Here is a 13,883-nt window from a genome sequence, read left to right as displayed (position 1 = left end):
ATATTGAGAATAATAATATGGAACAACCTTGGTATAAGCAGTTTTGGCCGTGGTTTTTGCTCTTCCTAACCGTTGGCGTTTCTATGCTAACGTTGGTTCGAGTCGCGATACTTACCAACCATTCAGTTCACGTTGTTACTGAAGATTACTATAAAAAAGGTAAAGGTATTAATGTCGACATTTCAAAAGTAAACGTTGCTAAAGAGCTTGGCCTATCAGCTTCAGTTAGCGAGAAAGGTAACTCGGTTATCATTACTCTCGACAAAGGCAAGCTAGACCACTTCCCTGCTATTAGCGCAATGTTCGTGCACCGAACGCTGCCTGACCGTGATTTTACTCAGCTACTGACCGCTGATGCGAGAGGCAACTACACGTTGACTCTGGACCATGAAATGCAAGGTCCATGGTTTATCGAGCTTTCTCCGCATAATTCTGAATGGTTAGTGCAAGGTCGCATGAACTTCCCTATTGATACTCCTACTCAACTAACGAACTAAAGCTTATGTGTGAATCCTGTTATCACTGCGGTGAAGATGTACCAGCGGAAACGGATTTTAAAGTAGAAATCTTAGGATCGGTGCGGCAGATGTGTTGTCCGGGCTGCGAAACCGTAGCCCAGACAATCGTTGATAGCGGCTTGGTCTCTTACTACCAATATCGTACCGCTCCAGCTGAAAAAGCGGATCTCGTGCCAGAGCAACTTCTGGCACTCAGTCATTACGACAACGAAGATGTTCAATTGGAGTTCGTCCGTAACTCTGAAAATACCTCTGAAGTGACATTGTCACTAGAAGGTGTCTCTTGTGCTGCTTGTGCATGGCTTATTGAGAAGCAAGTCTCTTCAAAGTTAGGGGTTGTTAGTATTCGTGTTAATACCACGACTAACCGCGCCCTGCTCAGTTGGGACAACACTCAGGCTAAACTGAGCGAGCTGTTGTCTGCAATCCACACCCTAGGTTATAAAGCCGCACCATTCGAGGCTGATCAACAAGAAGCCGCCTATCACCGTTCGATGAAGAATTATCTCTATCGTCTTGGTATTGCTGGTTTAGCAACCATGCAGGTCATGATGCTGGCTGTGGCGCTTTATCTTGAAGTCTTTGGTAACCTTGAGCCCGAATTCAAAAGCTACTTCCGTTGGGTCAGCTTAATCTTCGCAACACCGGTTTTGCTCTACTCTGCATTGCCTTTCTATATCAATGCGTGGCGTAGCCTCAAAGGGCGAACATTGGGTATGGATGTGCCTGTGTCGATTGCTCTGTTGTTTGCCTATGTTGCAAGTTTGGTCGCAACGGTGACAGAGAAAGGTGAAGTATTCTTCGAATCTATCTCGATGTTTACCTTCTTCTTACTGCTTGGTCGTTTCCTTGAAATGCGCGCTCGTCGTAAAGCAGCTGCTGCTAGTGGTAACCTGCTTAAGCTCGTTCCTGCTATGGCAACAACGTTAGATGGCGAACAAGTTCCGGTAAAAACCTTAAAAGTTGGCGACCAAATTCGCGTTCTTCCGGGTGAACACATTCCTGCCGATGGCAAAGTACTGTCTGGTCGAGTTCATATTGATGAATCGATGCTGACTGGTGAATCTATCCACGTAGTAAAAAACGAGGGTGATACTGTCTTCGCTGGTACATTGAATGGTGACGAGTCGTTTGAACTGGAAGTGATGACATCAAAAGCGGATTCGGTGATTTCCAATATCGTTCGCCTGCAAGATGAAGCGCAACTTTCTAAACCTAGAATTGCTGAAATTGCCGATGTAGTAGCGCGATACTTTGTTGCGGTTATCTTGATCATTTCATTTGGCACTTGGTTCTACTGGCACCAAACACGACCAGAAGACGCTTTCTGGATCATGTTGTCTGTACTCGTTGCGACTTGTCCGTGTGCTCTGTCACTCGCGACACCGACGGCAATTACCTGTTCCACTTCTCGTATGGGTAACTTCGGTATCTTGCTGCGTAAAGGCCATGTATTTGAAACCTTGTGCAAAGTGAATCACTTGATCATTGATAAAACAGGCACATTGACTGAGGGTGATATTCGTATCAGCCAAGTTGAAACCTTCGCTGAGCTTGATAAAGACACCTGTCTCAAAGTAGCGGCGAGCTTGGAGCAACACGCTAACCACCCTATTGCGAAAGCGTTTAAAACTCATATTTCAGATGATATTGAAGTAGAGTCTGTCAATAACGTGATCGGTTCAGGTATTACTGGTGAGTGGAATGGCTTGGAAGTAGCGATCGGCAGTAGTGAGTTCATTTTGGGTGAAGCTCAACCATCGGAAAGTAACGGTATTTACTTGTCGATGGCGGGCCGTCATATCGCAACGTTTACTTATGAAGATCCCATTCGCAAAGAAAGCATCGAGTTTATTAAGCAATTTAAAGAAGCGGGAATCAAAACGACTCTGCTTACTGGCGATTCTTTGATTAACGCGAAGCCTGTTGCTGAAGAGATCGGTATTACAGACATTGTTGCTAACGCGAAGCCTGAAGATAAACTTGCTTACTTGAACTCTCGAGATGCAAGTGACATTACCATGATGGTTGGCGATGGCATTAACGATGCCCCTATTCTTGCGGGTGCTCACCTTTCAGTTGCTATGGGTGGCGGTACGGATGTGGCGAAAGCTTCTGCGGATATGGTGTTGTTGGGTGATAAACTCGATAGATTACTTAAGTCGCGTACTTTGGCGTTAAAAACGCGTAAGATAATCCGTGAAAACCTAGCTTGGTCATTAGGGTATAACTTACTCATTCTTCCATTGGCTGTTGCAGGTTTGGTTGCTCCATACATCGCCGTTGTTGGCATGTCTGCCAGCTCTATTATTGTTGTGTCTAACTCGTTAAGGCTTTTAAAAGAGCAAGGTAAATAATGGAAAGTTTATACATCCTGATCCCCATTGCGATTGTACTAGTGTGCATCGCTGTTGGTATTTTTCTATGGGCGGTGAAGAGCGAACAGTTTGAAGATCTAGAACGTCAAGGTCACAACATTCTGTTTGATGAAGACGAAAAGGCTCACAACCATTCTGATAGCAAACCTGTCAAGAATGAGACAGCTTACAGCGAAAGCCAAACTAACGTAGACAAAAAGAACGATGACGCCTGATTGGATCGGAGCCTTTGTTGTTGGATTGATCGGCGCAGGCCACTGCATGGGAATGTGTGGTGGTATTGCGTCGCTTCTTTCGATTGGCAACAGTAAACCTTCCCCTGTTATTCCCCTGCTTTATAACCTAGGACGCTTGCTAAGTTATGCCGTGATTGGTGGTGTGATTGGCGGCGCAATTTCTTCGATAGGTCAGCTAAGCGATTTTAACGCTCTGCTGGGTTGGCTGCGATTATTTGCTGCTGGCTTTATGATCGTCTTAGGTTTGTATATCGGTAAATGGTGGTTCGGCTTGTTGTTCTTTGAAAAGATCGGACAGAAACTATGGCGCTATATATCTCCTTTAGGTAAATCATTTCTACCATTGAAGCACCCTAGCCACGCTTTGCCGTTTGGCTTTATTTGGGGTTGGCTTCCATGCGGCCTGGTTTACTCTATGCTTACGTGGGCAGCCGTATCAGGAAGTTGGTACAACGGAGCCGGTATCATGCTTGCTTTCGGTTTAGGCACGCTTCCGGCAATGTTAACAGTTGGCATGGGTGCCAATTTCCTCAAAAAACTGCAACAAGCTGACTTATTTCGCCAACTAGGCGCAATTTTAATCCTCATTTACGGCTTCTATACCGGATATATGGCGCTACAGCTCATTATTTATACCGTATAGCCATTCTTTAAATCCGGTTTTTTTACTACCCTTTAGGATTAAGGAATGCTAAAATATTGACGTATATCAAATAGTGAAAGATTGTTATGATTTCTGAAAAGCCTGTGACGAAACGTGTTCAGTCTGGTGGTTGTGCGATCCATTGCCAGGATTGTAGTATTAGCCAGCTCTGTATTCCGTTTACTTTGAATGAATCTGAACTCGATCAACTTGATCAGATCATTGAGAGAAAAAAGCCTATTCAAAAAGGCCAAGAGTTATTTAAAGCCGGTGACGAGCTTAAATCTCTATACGCTATTCGCTCTGGAACGATCAAGAGCTACACGATTACCGAGCAAGGTGATGAGCAGATTACTGCATTCCACCTAGCGGGCGATCTTGTTGGCTTCGATGCGATTACTGGTGACCTACACCCTAGTTTCGCACAAGCGCTAGAAACTTCTATGGTATGTGAAATCCCATATGAGATTCTTGATGACCTATCAGGAAAAATGCCTAAATTGCGTCAGCAAATTATGCGCCTGATGAGTAACGAGATTAAAGGTGACCAAGAAATGATTCTGCTTCTTTCTAAGAAGAACGCGGAAGAGCGTCTTGCTGCATTCCTTTACAACCTTTCTACTCGCTTCTCTCAGCGTGGCTTCAGCCCGCGTGAGTTCCGCCTAACGATGACTCGTGGCGATATTGGTAACTACCTTGGCTTGACTGTTGAAACAATCAGCCGTCTTTTAGGTCGTTTCCAAAAAGCAGACATCTTGAGCGTTAAAGGCAAATATATCACTATCGAAGATCACGATGCGTTGATGGAACTTGCTGGCGTTTCAAAAGAATAGTCTAGATATCAATGATGTAGTTCAATAATGAGCTACATCATGTTTCTCTCTTAAAACCTCTTATATTTCTCTTAATCTCTCCATAACTACGCTACATTATTTATATGTTCGGTCTGAAAAGTAGGCTTAGTTATGAGTATCTATAACAAAATTTTAGTTGTCGCAGACATTAATCACGATGAGCAACCTGCTCTAGTTCGTGCTATCCAACTTGCCAAGAAAAGCACCTCAACAAGCCACATCACTTTCTTTTTGTCGATATACGACTTCTCGTATGAAATGACATCTATGCTCTCTATCGATGAAAGAGACGCAATGCGCAAAGGTGTAATTCACCAACGCGAAATTTGGATGAATAAAGTCGCAGAACCTTACCTAGATGATTCTATTGAATTTAATGTACAAGTGGTTTGGCATAACCGCCCGTATGAAGCGATCATTGCCGAGGTTTACAGTGGCGAGCATGACATCTTAATCAAAGGTACGCGCAAACACGATACCTTGGAATCTGTCATATTCACTCCAACTGATTGGCATCTTTTGAGAAAATGCCCTAGCCCAGTGCTATTGGTTAAAAATGATTTCTGGCCAGATCACGCGAAGATTTTTGCTTCAGTTCATGTGGGTTCGGAAACAGAAGCTCACTTAGAGCTTAACGACACTATGGTCGACAGGTTACTAGAGATCACGGGTCGTTTGGATGCTGAACCGTTCTTGGTGAATGCCTACCCAGTGACACCTGCTAATATCACGATTGAACTGCCAGAGTTTGATCCAACGTCTTATACTGACGCAGTTCGTGGTCACCACTTGACGGCAATGAAAGCGCTTCGCCAAAAGCACGGTATGTGTGAAGAACAAACTGTAGTTGAGCAAGGCTTGCCTGAAGATGTTATTCCTCGTGTGGCTTCTGAAAATAACGCTGCAATGGTTATTCTGGGTACCACGGGTCGTACTGGCTTGTCTGCCGTGTTTATTGGTAATACAGCGGAGCATGTTATCGACAAAATTAACTGTGATGTGTTGGCTCTTAAACCGTCTGGTTACGTGAGCCCATTAGACCCTAACCTTTCGAAAGGTTAAGTCGTTTAAGCACAGAGCTTCACTACAAGTTCAACTCATAAAAAAACGCCTCAAGCATTGCTTGAGGCGTTTTTGTTTATCTAGAGCAACGCCATTCCAAATACAGAATGGCTAATATCATCTTTATCGACTCAAATGGCTAAACGTTCGTTACGTCGATGAACATTGACTCATCAATGTTTGAAGATGAGATTTCAGCTTCTTCGAATTCGTATGCTTTGCGATCTTCACTACGGTCTAGAGGAAGGTTCACGAAATCAAACAGCTCGCGGTCAGCCAGTTGACTTGGGCTTACGTTCTGGATTGACTTGAAGATCTTCTCAACACGACCTGGCGTTTTCTTATCCCAATCAATTAGCATCGCTTTAATGTTCTGACGCTGTAGATTCTCTTGTGAACCACATAGGTTACAAGGAATGATTGGGAACTCTTTGTGCTCAGCGTATTTGATTAGGTCCGTTTCGCGACAGTAAGTCAGTGGACGGATAACAACGTTACGACCATCATCTGAACGAAGCTTTGGTGGCATAGCCTTTAGGCGCGCGCCGTGGAACATGTTTAGGAACATGGTCTCAACGATGTCGTCTAGGTGGTGACCAAGTGCGATCTTAGTTGCGCCGATCTTCTCTGCGAATGAGTACAAAGTACCACGACGAAGACGAGAACATAGGCCACACGTTGTTTTGCCTTCAGGCACTTTCTCTTTAACCACTGAATACGTATCTTTATCTACGATGTAGTAAGGAATGTTCAGCGTTTCAAAGTACTCAGGAAGAATGTGTTCAGGGAACCCAGGTTGTTTTTGATCTAGGTTTACTGCCACAACATCAAACTTGATAGGCGCTGCTTCACGTAAACGTAGCAAAATGTCTAGCATCGCAAATGAATCTTTACCGCCACTAATACATGCCATTACTACGTCATTCTCTTCGATCATGTTGTAGTCGATGATGGCATTTCCAACATTTCTTCTCAGACGTTTCTGAAGTTTGTTGAATTCAAGTGTTTCTTTTCTATTATCGTTTTGGTTCATTGCGACTCTCACACCGTCGTATTACCGACTGTAGATTGCTAGTGGGACTGTTTTAGGGCGTGGATTATACGGATTTTTATTTCATGTTGAAATAGTAACGGCAGGATAAACAAGCTGAGTATTAGAAAGATTCGGCTTTTATTGTTCGATAAGCTCCCTAAGCGGTAGGGAAACGCGGCTTCACAAGCTCTCGGTTGGTATCACAGATAAAGAAAAGCAGCCTGCTCTAATTCGATCAGGCTGCTTTAAGATATGTCATGAAAGTTTGGAGACTGATTCTGCTAACAATAATTCCTTTAAAAATTATTGCGCGGGAATGTACGGCAATACGCGAACTGTTGGTTCTGGTAACGTGATGCTGTCACTTCCATTCAGTTCTTCTAAGGTGAATTTCGCTCGCCCTTCTTTGATTGGTAGTTGCTTGCCGTTTGAAAGCTCTATGTTGCCTTCAAGCTTATTAGCGAATTCCAGCGTTAACCCTTGGATATCAGGCGTGAACCAACCAGAGAACATACCGCTGACATCTTCAAGCATCGCCTGCATCTGTGGTAATAGGTTTTCTAGTTGAGTTACTTCTACTGTGCCAGCTAAAGGCTCTTGCGTCATCACAACCAAAGAATACGCACACTCTTCTTCTTGAGTTTGTACAAAGATAAGAGGATTAGCTGAACGAAGGTTTTGATCTACAGGTAGAAGCAGTTCATTCGCAGGAGAGACTTTTAGCTCTTCGTAGTGCTCTTCTTTTTCCATCCAAGCTTTGCTGATGTGACAGGTTTGCTGAGCTTGTTGATCAACAAAGAAGACCGCAACTTTGACATCATCATGCCCTTCTTTGGTGTTGTTTTTCAGTTGAGTATAAAGCTTAGAATACGTGAACATGTACTCTTGCGCGGAAGCTGGAAGAGAAACCCCAAGGCCTAATGAGGCTAATAAAGCGAGTGCTGTCTTTTTCATTATTATAATCTTGTCGAAGTTGAGCGTTTATAAATAGAAAGAGCAGCCAATGAGCTGCTCTTTATGTGATGTTATTTGGTCAAACTTATCGTATAAGCTCAACAAATGACTATCAAATCGAGTTACTTTTTCCAGTATAACTCGTTGTGACGGATCATAGCTTGTAAATCAGTCACATAGTCTGAACCTCGCTCAGAATATTTTAGCAAGCCGTTGGTGAGCTCTGTCGCGGTTTCGGTCGTTAACAGATCGTCGCCTTGTGCCGCTAGTTTTGCGCGAATTGCTCTTAGGTCTGCATAAGCACGGTTTCGGTTTAGGTTCATAAAGTAACGGTGCACAGACTCTTGGCTTGAAGAGAATGTTGCAACTTCATGGGAGCTACCTTCGTTACGTTGTAGAGGAACAAGGCCACAACCTTTGGTGTAACACCAGTGTCCGAAATAGTTGTTCGCTTTGGTGGCGAAACGCGACGTTCCCCAAGCTGACTCATTCGCTGCTTGTGTCAGTACGAGCGCTTCTGGCAGTACATTGACGCGATTAAGCATCTCTGTCAGCCATGCCTGATCTAAACCTTCACTAGGCACAGGTAAGCTGTATAACATCCCTAACCTTTTCGCATAAGACGCGTCTTCAGAATCAATTTTGTTTAAACCAGACTCAGAGAGCTTAGTTAAAAACGCGCGCTCTTTGGTGATACGTTTGTTTTCAATATTGATGCTTGGACGTAGGAACGAAAAAAATGTGTCCTTTTTCTCGTTCACATCTTCGATGGCCGCAAAGTTTGGTGTGCTCGAAGAAACCGTCAAGTCACCAAATTGGTCATTGGAATTGGCGCTCTGCTCTGTCGTACGTCGACGCTCCTCTTCTTGGTAAATATAAGGACCAATTAGTGAAATAGAGCCAACAAGAGCCAGTGCCGTCACTTTAAGCGCAAGTGATTTGCTTGCGCTTGCCTGTGTGTCTTTATGCATCGAACACCTGTGGGTTTTTGTTATTGTCGTCGTTATTGCTGTCGTTGTTATCGTCATCACTCTTTGGACGATCTGAAGCAATCAGTTTCAACTTGATGCCAAACATTTCACGGTAAAGGATACCTTTCACGTGGAAGAAGAATGGAAGAACGAAGATTAAGCCAATGCCGTACATCATCGCAGCCACGATGAACATCAACATAACCATTAGGTAAATAGACGCGACCACGAAGATCTTCTTGTTTACCGCTCTTAATGAAAGCAGAAGCGATTGCATTGGCGGCACTTTCTTATCACAAATCAGCAGAATCGAATGACTGAACGCAAGTGAGAAGTAGATAGATAAGAACGGCAGAATCATACCTGCGATGCCTTGAAGCATTAGGCTAAATAAAGTCACTAGGATAACGGGAACCGTAAACTGCAAACCTTTACCGATGTGGCGTACTTTGGTTTGTAGACCAGCAGCGTGGCTCATGGCCATTAAACAGATACCAGCATAGATAGGTGCACTGATCACTTCATAGCTAAAGTTCGCAATAAAAATCGATTCAACGATTTGTGGTGTAAACGACTCTGGGTCGATAACCGCGTCCAATATAACCGCGGGATCACCAAGCTGTAGTTTAAGTGCGATATAAAAGATAGCGAGCTGCACAAACATCAAAGCAATAATCGCAGGGGAAAACGAAAGAAAGTGACTTATCGTATGTTTCCAAGCTTCTTGGAATACAGCCGTTGCTTTGAGCTCATAATCGCCAGAAAGTGCACGGTTGATACTACCGCCCAAATTAAAATCTTTTTCGATGTCGTTGTTCATATTTATACCTAGGTGCGCCGATTAAGCGAGACCACCTAACTTATTGATAAAAAATTACCTTCATTATACTCATATGTCGGATACAAACTAAAATATGATTCTGTAACAAGGCTTGCTTTTGCGTCTTAATGGTTAATAATTAGACACTTGTTGGGGTGTAAACCCAGTAAATAACAGTATGGTAAAGGATGTTTACTTTTACCTGCGAAATTTTTTATCTTCGAAAGGTAAAAAATGCTTTGAATTCACGTTTTTGGTGATTATGATGCGCGCCTTAAAGGTGTATAACAACAGGTCTCAAATAGAACCAAGGTGGAGAAAAACAGACGTTGAACGCTAAAAAATCAGTAGGAAAGCCAGTAGTACAGCTAACTGGCATCAGTAAAAGTTTCGATGGTAAGGAAGTCATCGGCAATCTGGATTTAAACGTAAATCATGGTGAGTTTCTCACGATTTTAGGCCCATCAGGTTGTGGTAAAACAACCGTACTAAGAATGATTGCGGGTTTTGAAACGGCAGATAGTGGTCAAATATTATTAGCTGAACAAAACGTAACCCAAGTTCCTGCTGAACAAAGGCATGTAAACACTGTATTCCAAAGCTATGCCCTATTCCCACATATGACCGTTTTCGACAATGTGGCATTTGGCTTACGCATGCAGAAAGTTCCAAACAGCGAGATTGAACCTCGTGTAATGGATGCTTTGAAAATGGTGCGCCTAGAACAAATGGCACAACGAAAGCCACACCAGCTATCTGGTGGTCAACAGCAACGTATTGCAATCGCTCGTGCTGTCGTTAATAAGCCTAAAGTTCTTTTGTTGGATGAATCTCTATCTGCTCTGGATTACAAACTGCGTAAACAGATGCAAATCGAGCTGAAACAATTACAACGCCAACTTGGTATCACGTTCATTTTTGTAACGCATGACCAAGAAGAAGCGCTGTCTATGTCTGACCGTATTATTGTTATGCGTGATGGCGTGATTGAACAAGACGGAACACCAAGAGAGATCTACGAAGAGCCTAAGAACCTATTTGTAGCGCGCTTCATTGGTGAAATTAACGTATTCGAAGCGACAGCGAAATCTCGTCTAGATGAAAAACGCATTGTTGCGACAATCGAAGGTGAAGAGTCGGTTATCTATCACGATAAAGACGTCACACCGGGTCAAAAACTGCAAGTATTGCTTCGCCCTGAAGATCTTCGTATCGAAGAAATTAAAGAGTCTGAGCAACGCGGTATTGTTGGCCATATTGTCGAGCGAACCTATAAAGGCATGACATTAGATTCAGTCGTAGAACTTGAATCTGGTATGCGTGTCATGGTTAGCGAATTCTTCAACGAAGATGACCCTGATGTTGATCACTCACTGGGCCAAAAAGTTGCAGTAACTTGGGTTGAGAGCTGGGAAGTGGTATTAGAAGATGAGCAAGAAGTTTAATTTACAAAACGCAATTGTTGCTTTAATCACAGGTTGGTTAGTGCTGTTCGTGATGATTCCAAACATCATGATCATCGGTACTAGCTTCTTAACTCGTGATGAAGCGAACTTGATCGAGATGACCTTCACCCTCGATAACTACGTGCGTTTGGCTGACCCGCTGTATTTTAAAGTGTTGATGCACTCTTTCTATATGGCAATTGTCGCAACCCTACTTTGTTTAATTATTGGTTACCCGTTCGCTTACATCGTGGCAAAAATGCCTGCGAAGTGGCGTCCAATCATGTTGTTCCTAGTGATTGTCCCATTTTGGACTAACTCTTTGATTCGTACTTATGGATTGAAGATTGTACTGGGTACGCAAGGTGTCTTGAACAAAAGTTTGTTAGCGCTAGATATCATTGATAAACCGCTACGTATCATGTACTCAGAAACCGCAGTAATGATCGGTTTAGTGTACATCCTACTTCCGTTTATGATTCTGCCGCTGTATTCAGCGATTGAGAAACTGGATGATACGTATTTAGAAGCGGCTAAAGATTTAGGTGCGAACAAACTGCAAACGCTATTGAAAGTTGTACTGCCCCTAACAATGCCGGGCATTATCGGCGGTTGTTTATTAGTACTACTGCCAGCGTTAGGTATGTTCTACATCTCTGACCTATTAGGCGGAGCTAAGAACCTATTGATTGGTAACGTGATTAAGAGCCAAGTGCTCAACGCTCGAGACTGGCCGTTTGGTGCAGCGACGAGTATCGCACTGACCATGGCAATGGCTGTGATGCTGTATGCCTACTACCGAGCAGGTAAGCTATTGAATAAGAAAGTGGAGCTAGACTAATGGGGCGCACAGTTAAGTTCAGCTTTATGGCGCTGGTATACGCCTTTCTATACCTACCTATTATCGTATTGATTGCTAACTCGTTTAATGCCAATAAGTTTGGTATGAAATGGGGTGGCTTCACGACTAAATGGTATGACGCGCTTATTAACAACGACAGCCTAATGCAGGCTGCGTGGCACTCGATCAATGTAGCGGTGTTCTCAGCAACAGCCGCAACGATTGTCGGTAGCCTTACAGCAGTAGCCCTATTCCGTTACCAATTTAAAGGTAAAGGCATCGTAAATGGCATGTTGTTCATCGTAATGATGTCACCAGATATCGTAATGGCAATTTCGTTACTGGCTCTGTTCTTAGTAATGGGTGTACAACTTGGGTTCTTTACCCTACTTGCTGCTCACATTACCTTCTGTCTACCGTTCGTTGTGGTAACGGTTTACAGTCGCTTGAATGGCTTTGATGTGAAGATGTTAGAAGCAGCAAAAGACTTAGGTGCGAGCGAATGGACGATCCTAAAACAGATCATCTTACCACTTGCTAAGCCAGCGGTTGCTGCGGGTTGGTTATTGAGCTTCACTCTGTCTCTGGACGATGTGATCATCAGTTCTTTCGTAACCGGTCCAACGTATGAAATCTTACCACTGAAGATTTACTCAATGGTTAAAGTGGGTATCTCTCCTGAGGTAAACGCCCTAGCAACAGTGATGTTAGTGGTGTCGTTAATACTGGTGATCATTTCTCAGTTATTAGCGAGAGAAAAAATCAAGTAAGTCTCCTACTCTATAAAGAGACAGGCTTGGTAAGAAGTTAAGCTACTTCAAGTTCAAAAAAGTGTTAATCATAAACAGAATGGTAAATTGCCATTCTGTTTTTCTATCTACTGCCTTCGGGCAACGTTTAGTTTGGAGCTAACGTCAATGAAAAAATGGGCTACTCTATTAGCTGGTAGTGCATGTGCGCTTTCAATGTTATCTGCACCATCATTTGCAAAAGATAACAAAGAATTGGTATTCATGAACTGGGGACCTTACATCAACAGTGAGATTCTAGAACAGTTCACTGATGAAACTGGTATCAAGGTTATCTACTCGACTTACGAGTCGAACGAAACCCTGTACGCAAAGCTAAAAACACACAACAAAGGCTACGACCTAGTTGTGCCGTCGACTTACTTCGTATCTAAGATGCGTGACGAAGGTATGCTACAAAAGATCGACAAAACTAAGCTGAACAACTTCAAGAATCTAGATACTAACTACCTAGATAAGCCGTACGACCCAAGTAACGACTACTCTATTCCACACGTAGTTGCGATCACAGGTCTTGCTGTTAACACTGACATGTACGATCCAGAAGATTTCCAAAGCTGGGCTGATCTATGGAAGCCTGAGCTTGAAGGTCAACTAATGATGATGGATGACACTCGTGAAGTGTTCCACATCGCACTACGTAAGTTAGGTTACTCTGGTAACACAACAAACGAGAAAGAGATCGACGAAGCGTACGCTGAGCTACAAAAGCTGATGCCAAACGTTCTAGTATTTAACTCAGATAACCCAGGCGCGCCATATATGTCTGGTGAAGTTGGACTTGGTATGCTGTGGAACGGTTCTGCTGCCGCTGCGCAAAACGAAGGTCTACCAATCAAACTGGTTTTCCCTAAAGAAGGCGGTATCGGTTGGGTTGATAACTTTGCAATCAGTTCTGGTGCGGTAAACGTAGAAGCGGCTCATAAGATGATCGACTTCCTACTTCGCCCTGAAATTGCTGAGCAGATTTCTCGCGATACTGGCTACCTAACGGCAGTTAAAGCGTCTAACGAGAAGTTCAAAGACAGCCCTGCTCTGTTCCCGTCTCAAGAAGATCTTGACCGTGTTGAATGGCAAGCTGCAGTTGGCGACAAGACAGTGAAGTACGAAGATTACTTCATGAAACTTAAAGCAGGTCAGTAACTTAGCTTATTATCTAATGGCGACTAAGTAATAGGTTTACTTCACAAGCCTAGCTAGATAATCAACAAGTTAAAAATAAGAATATCAATGAATAGGCAGCTTAGGCTGCCTATTTTATTATATCGCTGCTATAATATACCGCGATTTTTAGGAATCCTTTTACTTTGGGCTCACTA

At 43.3% G+C, this 13,883-nt stretch carries 14 protein-coding genes; 10 read left to right on the top strand and 4 right to left on the bottom strand.

The features are described 5' to 3' along the window. Positions 1–17: 17 nt before the first annotated feature. From OC193_RS08150 to uspE, 6 genes are all read left to right on the top strand, one after another. A complete protein-coding gene (locus OC193_RS08150; protein ID WP_048658748.1) occupies positions 18–497 on the top strand; it encodes a FixH family protein in 480 nt (159 codons plus the stop codon). Positions 498–502: 5 nt separating this feature from the next. Further along, positions 503–2,875: a heavy metal translocating P-type ATPase gene (locus OC193_RS08145; RefSeq protein ID WP_048665035.1), complete on the top strand. Its 2,373-nt coding sequence runs from the start codon at positions 503–505 to the stop codon at positions 2,873–2,875. Continuing rightward, positions 2,875–3,111 carry a cbb3-type cytochrome oxidase assembly protein CcoS gene (ccoS, locus tag OC193_RS08140; RefSeq protein WP_048658746.1) on the top strand — a complete coding sequence of 79 codons (237 nt, stop codon included), beginning with the start codon at positions 2,875–2,877 and terminating at the stop codon, positions 3,109–3,111. The genes OC193_RS08145 and ccoS overlap by 1 nt, the downstream gene beginning before the upstream one ends. Beyond that, a complete protein-coding gene (locus OC193_RS08135; protein WP_048658745.1) occupies positions 3,101–3,775 on the top strand; it encodes a sulfite exporter TauE/SafE family protein in 675 nt (224 codons plus the stop codon). Before ccoS ends, OC193_RS08135 begins: the two co-directional genes overlap by 11 nt. A gap of 86 nt (positions 3,776–3,861) precedes the next feature. Beyond that, positions 3,862–4,608, top strand: a complete 747-nt coding sequence (locus tag OC193_RS08130; RefSeq protein WP_017632474.1) for an FNR family transcription factor — start codon at positions 3,862–3,864, stop codon at positions 4,606–4,608. 132 nt (positions 4,609–4,740) lie between these two features. Next, a complete protein-coding gene (uspE, locus tag OC193_RS08125; protein WP_017070547.1) occupies positions 4,741–5,691 on the top strand; it encodes a universal stress protein UspE in 951 nt (316 codons plus the stop codon). A 139-nt stretch (positions 5,692–5,830) separates the two neighbouring features. On the opposite strand, the gene ttcA is transcribed toward uspE, so the two are convergent. The 4 genes from ttcA to OC193_RS08105 form a co-directional block, all read right to left on the bottom strand. Beyond that, on the bottom strand, positions 5,831–6,724 hold the full coding sequence (gene ttcA, locus OC193_RS08120; RefSeq protein WP_017059635.1) for a tRNA 2-thiocytidine(32) synthetase TtcA: 894 nt from the start codon (positions 6,722–6,724) through the stop codon (positions 5,831–5,833). Positions 6,725–7,027: 303 nt separating this feature from the next. Then, a complete protein-coding gene (locus tag OC193_RS08115) occupies positions 7,028–7,678 on the bottom strand; it encodes a DUF2987 domain-containing protein (RefSeq protein ID WP_048665034.1) in 651 nt (216 codons plus the stop codon). A 122-nt stretch (positions 7,679–7,800) separates the two neighbouring features. Then, complete coding sequence (locus OC193_RS08110; RefSeq protein ID WP_048665033.1) at positions 7,801–8,649, bottom strand: glucosaminidase domain-containing protein; 849 nt, start codon at positions 8,647–8,649, stop codon at positions 7,801–7,803. Next, a complete protein-coding gene (locus OC193_RS08105; protein ID WP_048612081.1) occupies positions 8,642–9,469 on the bottom strand; it encodes a DUF2189 domain-containing protein in 828 nt (275 codons plus the stop codon). Before OC193_RS08105 ends, OC193_RS08110 begins: the two co-directional genes overlap by 8 nt. Positions 9,470–9,798: 329 nt before the next feature. Between OC193_RS08105 and potA the strand changes: the two genes are divergently transcribed. The 4 genes from potA to OC193_RS08085 all read left to right on the top strand — a co-directional run bounded on the left by potA (position 9,799) and on the right by OC193_RS08085 (position 13,707). After that, positions 9,799–10,914: a spermidine/putrescine ABC transporter ATP-binding protein PotA gene (potA, locus tag OC193_RS08100; RefSeq protein ID WP_048658741.1), complete on the top strand. Its 1,116-nt coding sequence runs from the start codon at positions 9,799–9,801 to the stop codon at positions 10,912–10,914. Beyond that, complete coding sequence (potB, locus tag OC193_RS08095; protein WP_017059630.1) at positions 10,898–11,755, top strand: spermidine/putrescine ABC transporter permease PotB; 858 nt, start codon at positions 10,898–10,900, stop codon at positions 11,753–11,755. Before potA ends, potB begins: the two co-directional genes overlap by 17 nt. Then, positions 11,755–12,525 carry a spermidine/putrescine ABC transporter permease PotC gene (gene potC / locus OC193_RS08090; protein ID WP_004733706.1) on the top strand — a complete coding sequence of 257 codons (771 nt, stop codon included), beginning with the start codon at positions 11,755–11,757 and terminating at the stop codon, positions 12,523–12,525. The genes potB and potC overlap by 1 nt, the downstream gene beginning before the upstream one ends. Before the next feature lie 147 nt (positions 12,526–12,672). After that, on the top strand, positions 12,673–13,707 hold the full coding sequence (locus OC193_RS08085) for an extracellular solute-binding protein (RefSeq protein WP_017059628.1): 1,035 nt from the start codon (positions 12,673–12,675) through the stop codon (positions 13,705–13,707). Positions 13,708–13,883: the final 176 nt, after the last annotated feature.

The sequence above is a fragment of the Vibrio crassostreae genome (assembly GCF_024347415.1).
Lineage (GTDB): Bacteria > Pseudomonadota > Gammaproteobacteria > Enterobacterales > Vibrionaceae > Vibrio > Vibrio crassostreae.
The sequence above is the reverse complement of the archived record's forward strand: the minus strand, read 5'-3'. Positions and strand labels throughout refer to the sequence as shown.

Coding starts and splice junctions, on each gene's coding strand:
- potC (WP_004733706.1), top strand. CDS start 11,755: ATGGGGCGCACAGTTAAGTTCAGCTTTATGGCGCTGGTATACGCCTTT.
- potB (WP_017059630.1), top strand. CDS start 10,898: ATGAGCAAGAAGTTTAATTTACAAAACGCAATTGTTGCTTTAATCACA.
- OC193_RS08135 (WP_048658745.1), top strand. CDS start 3,101: ATGACGCCTGATTGGATCGGAGCCTTTGTTGTTGGATTGATCGGCGCA.
- OC193_RS08110 (WP_048665033.1), bottom strand. CDS start 8,649: ATGCATAAAGACACACAGGCAAGCGCAAGCAAATCACTTGCGCTTAAA.
- ttcA (WP_017059635.1), bottom strand. CDS start 6,724: ATGAACCAAAACGATAATAGAAAAGAAACACTTGAATTCAACAAACTT.
- OC193_RS08145 (WP_048665035.1), top strand. CDS start 503: ATGTGTGAATCCTGTTATCACTGCGGTGAAGATGTACCAGCGGAAACG.
- ccoS (WP_048658746.1), top strand. CDS start 2,875: ATGGAAAGTTTATACATCCTGATCCCCATTGCGATTGTACTAGTGTGC.
- OC193_RS08085 (WP_017059628.1), top strand. CDS start 12,673: ATGAAAAAATGGGCTACTCTATTAGCTGGTAGTGCATGTGCGCTTTCA.
- OC193_RS08150 (WP_048658748.1), top strand. CDS start 18: ATGGAACAACCTTGGTATAAGCAGTTTTGGCCGTGGTTTTTGCTCTTC.
- OC193_RS08105 (WP_048612081.1), bottom strand. CDS start 9,469: ATGAACAACGACATCGAAAAAGATTTTAATTTGGGCGGTAGTATCAAC.
- OC193_RS08130 (WP_017632474.1), top strand. CDS start 3,862: ATGATTTCTGAAAAGCCTGTGACGAAACGTGTTCAGTCTGGTGGTTGT.
- uspE (WP_017070547.1), top strand. CDS start 4,741: ATGAGTATCTATAACAAAATTTTAGTTGTCGCAGACATTAATCACGAT.
- OC193_RS08115 (WP_048665034.1), bottom strand. CDS start 7,678: ATGAAAAAGACAGCACTCGCTTTATTAGCCTCATTAGGCCTTGGGGTT.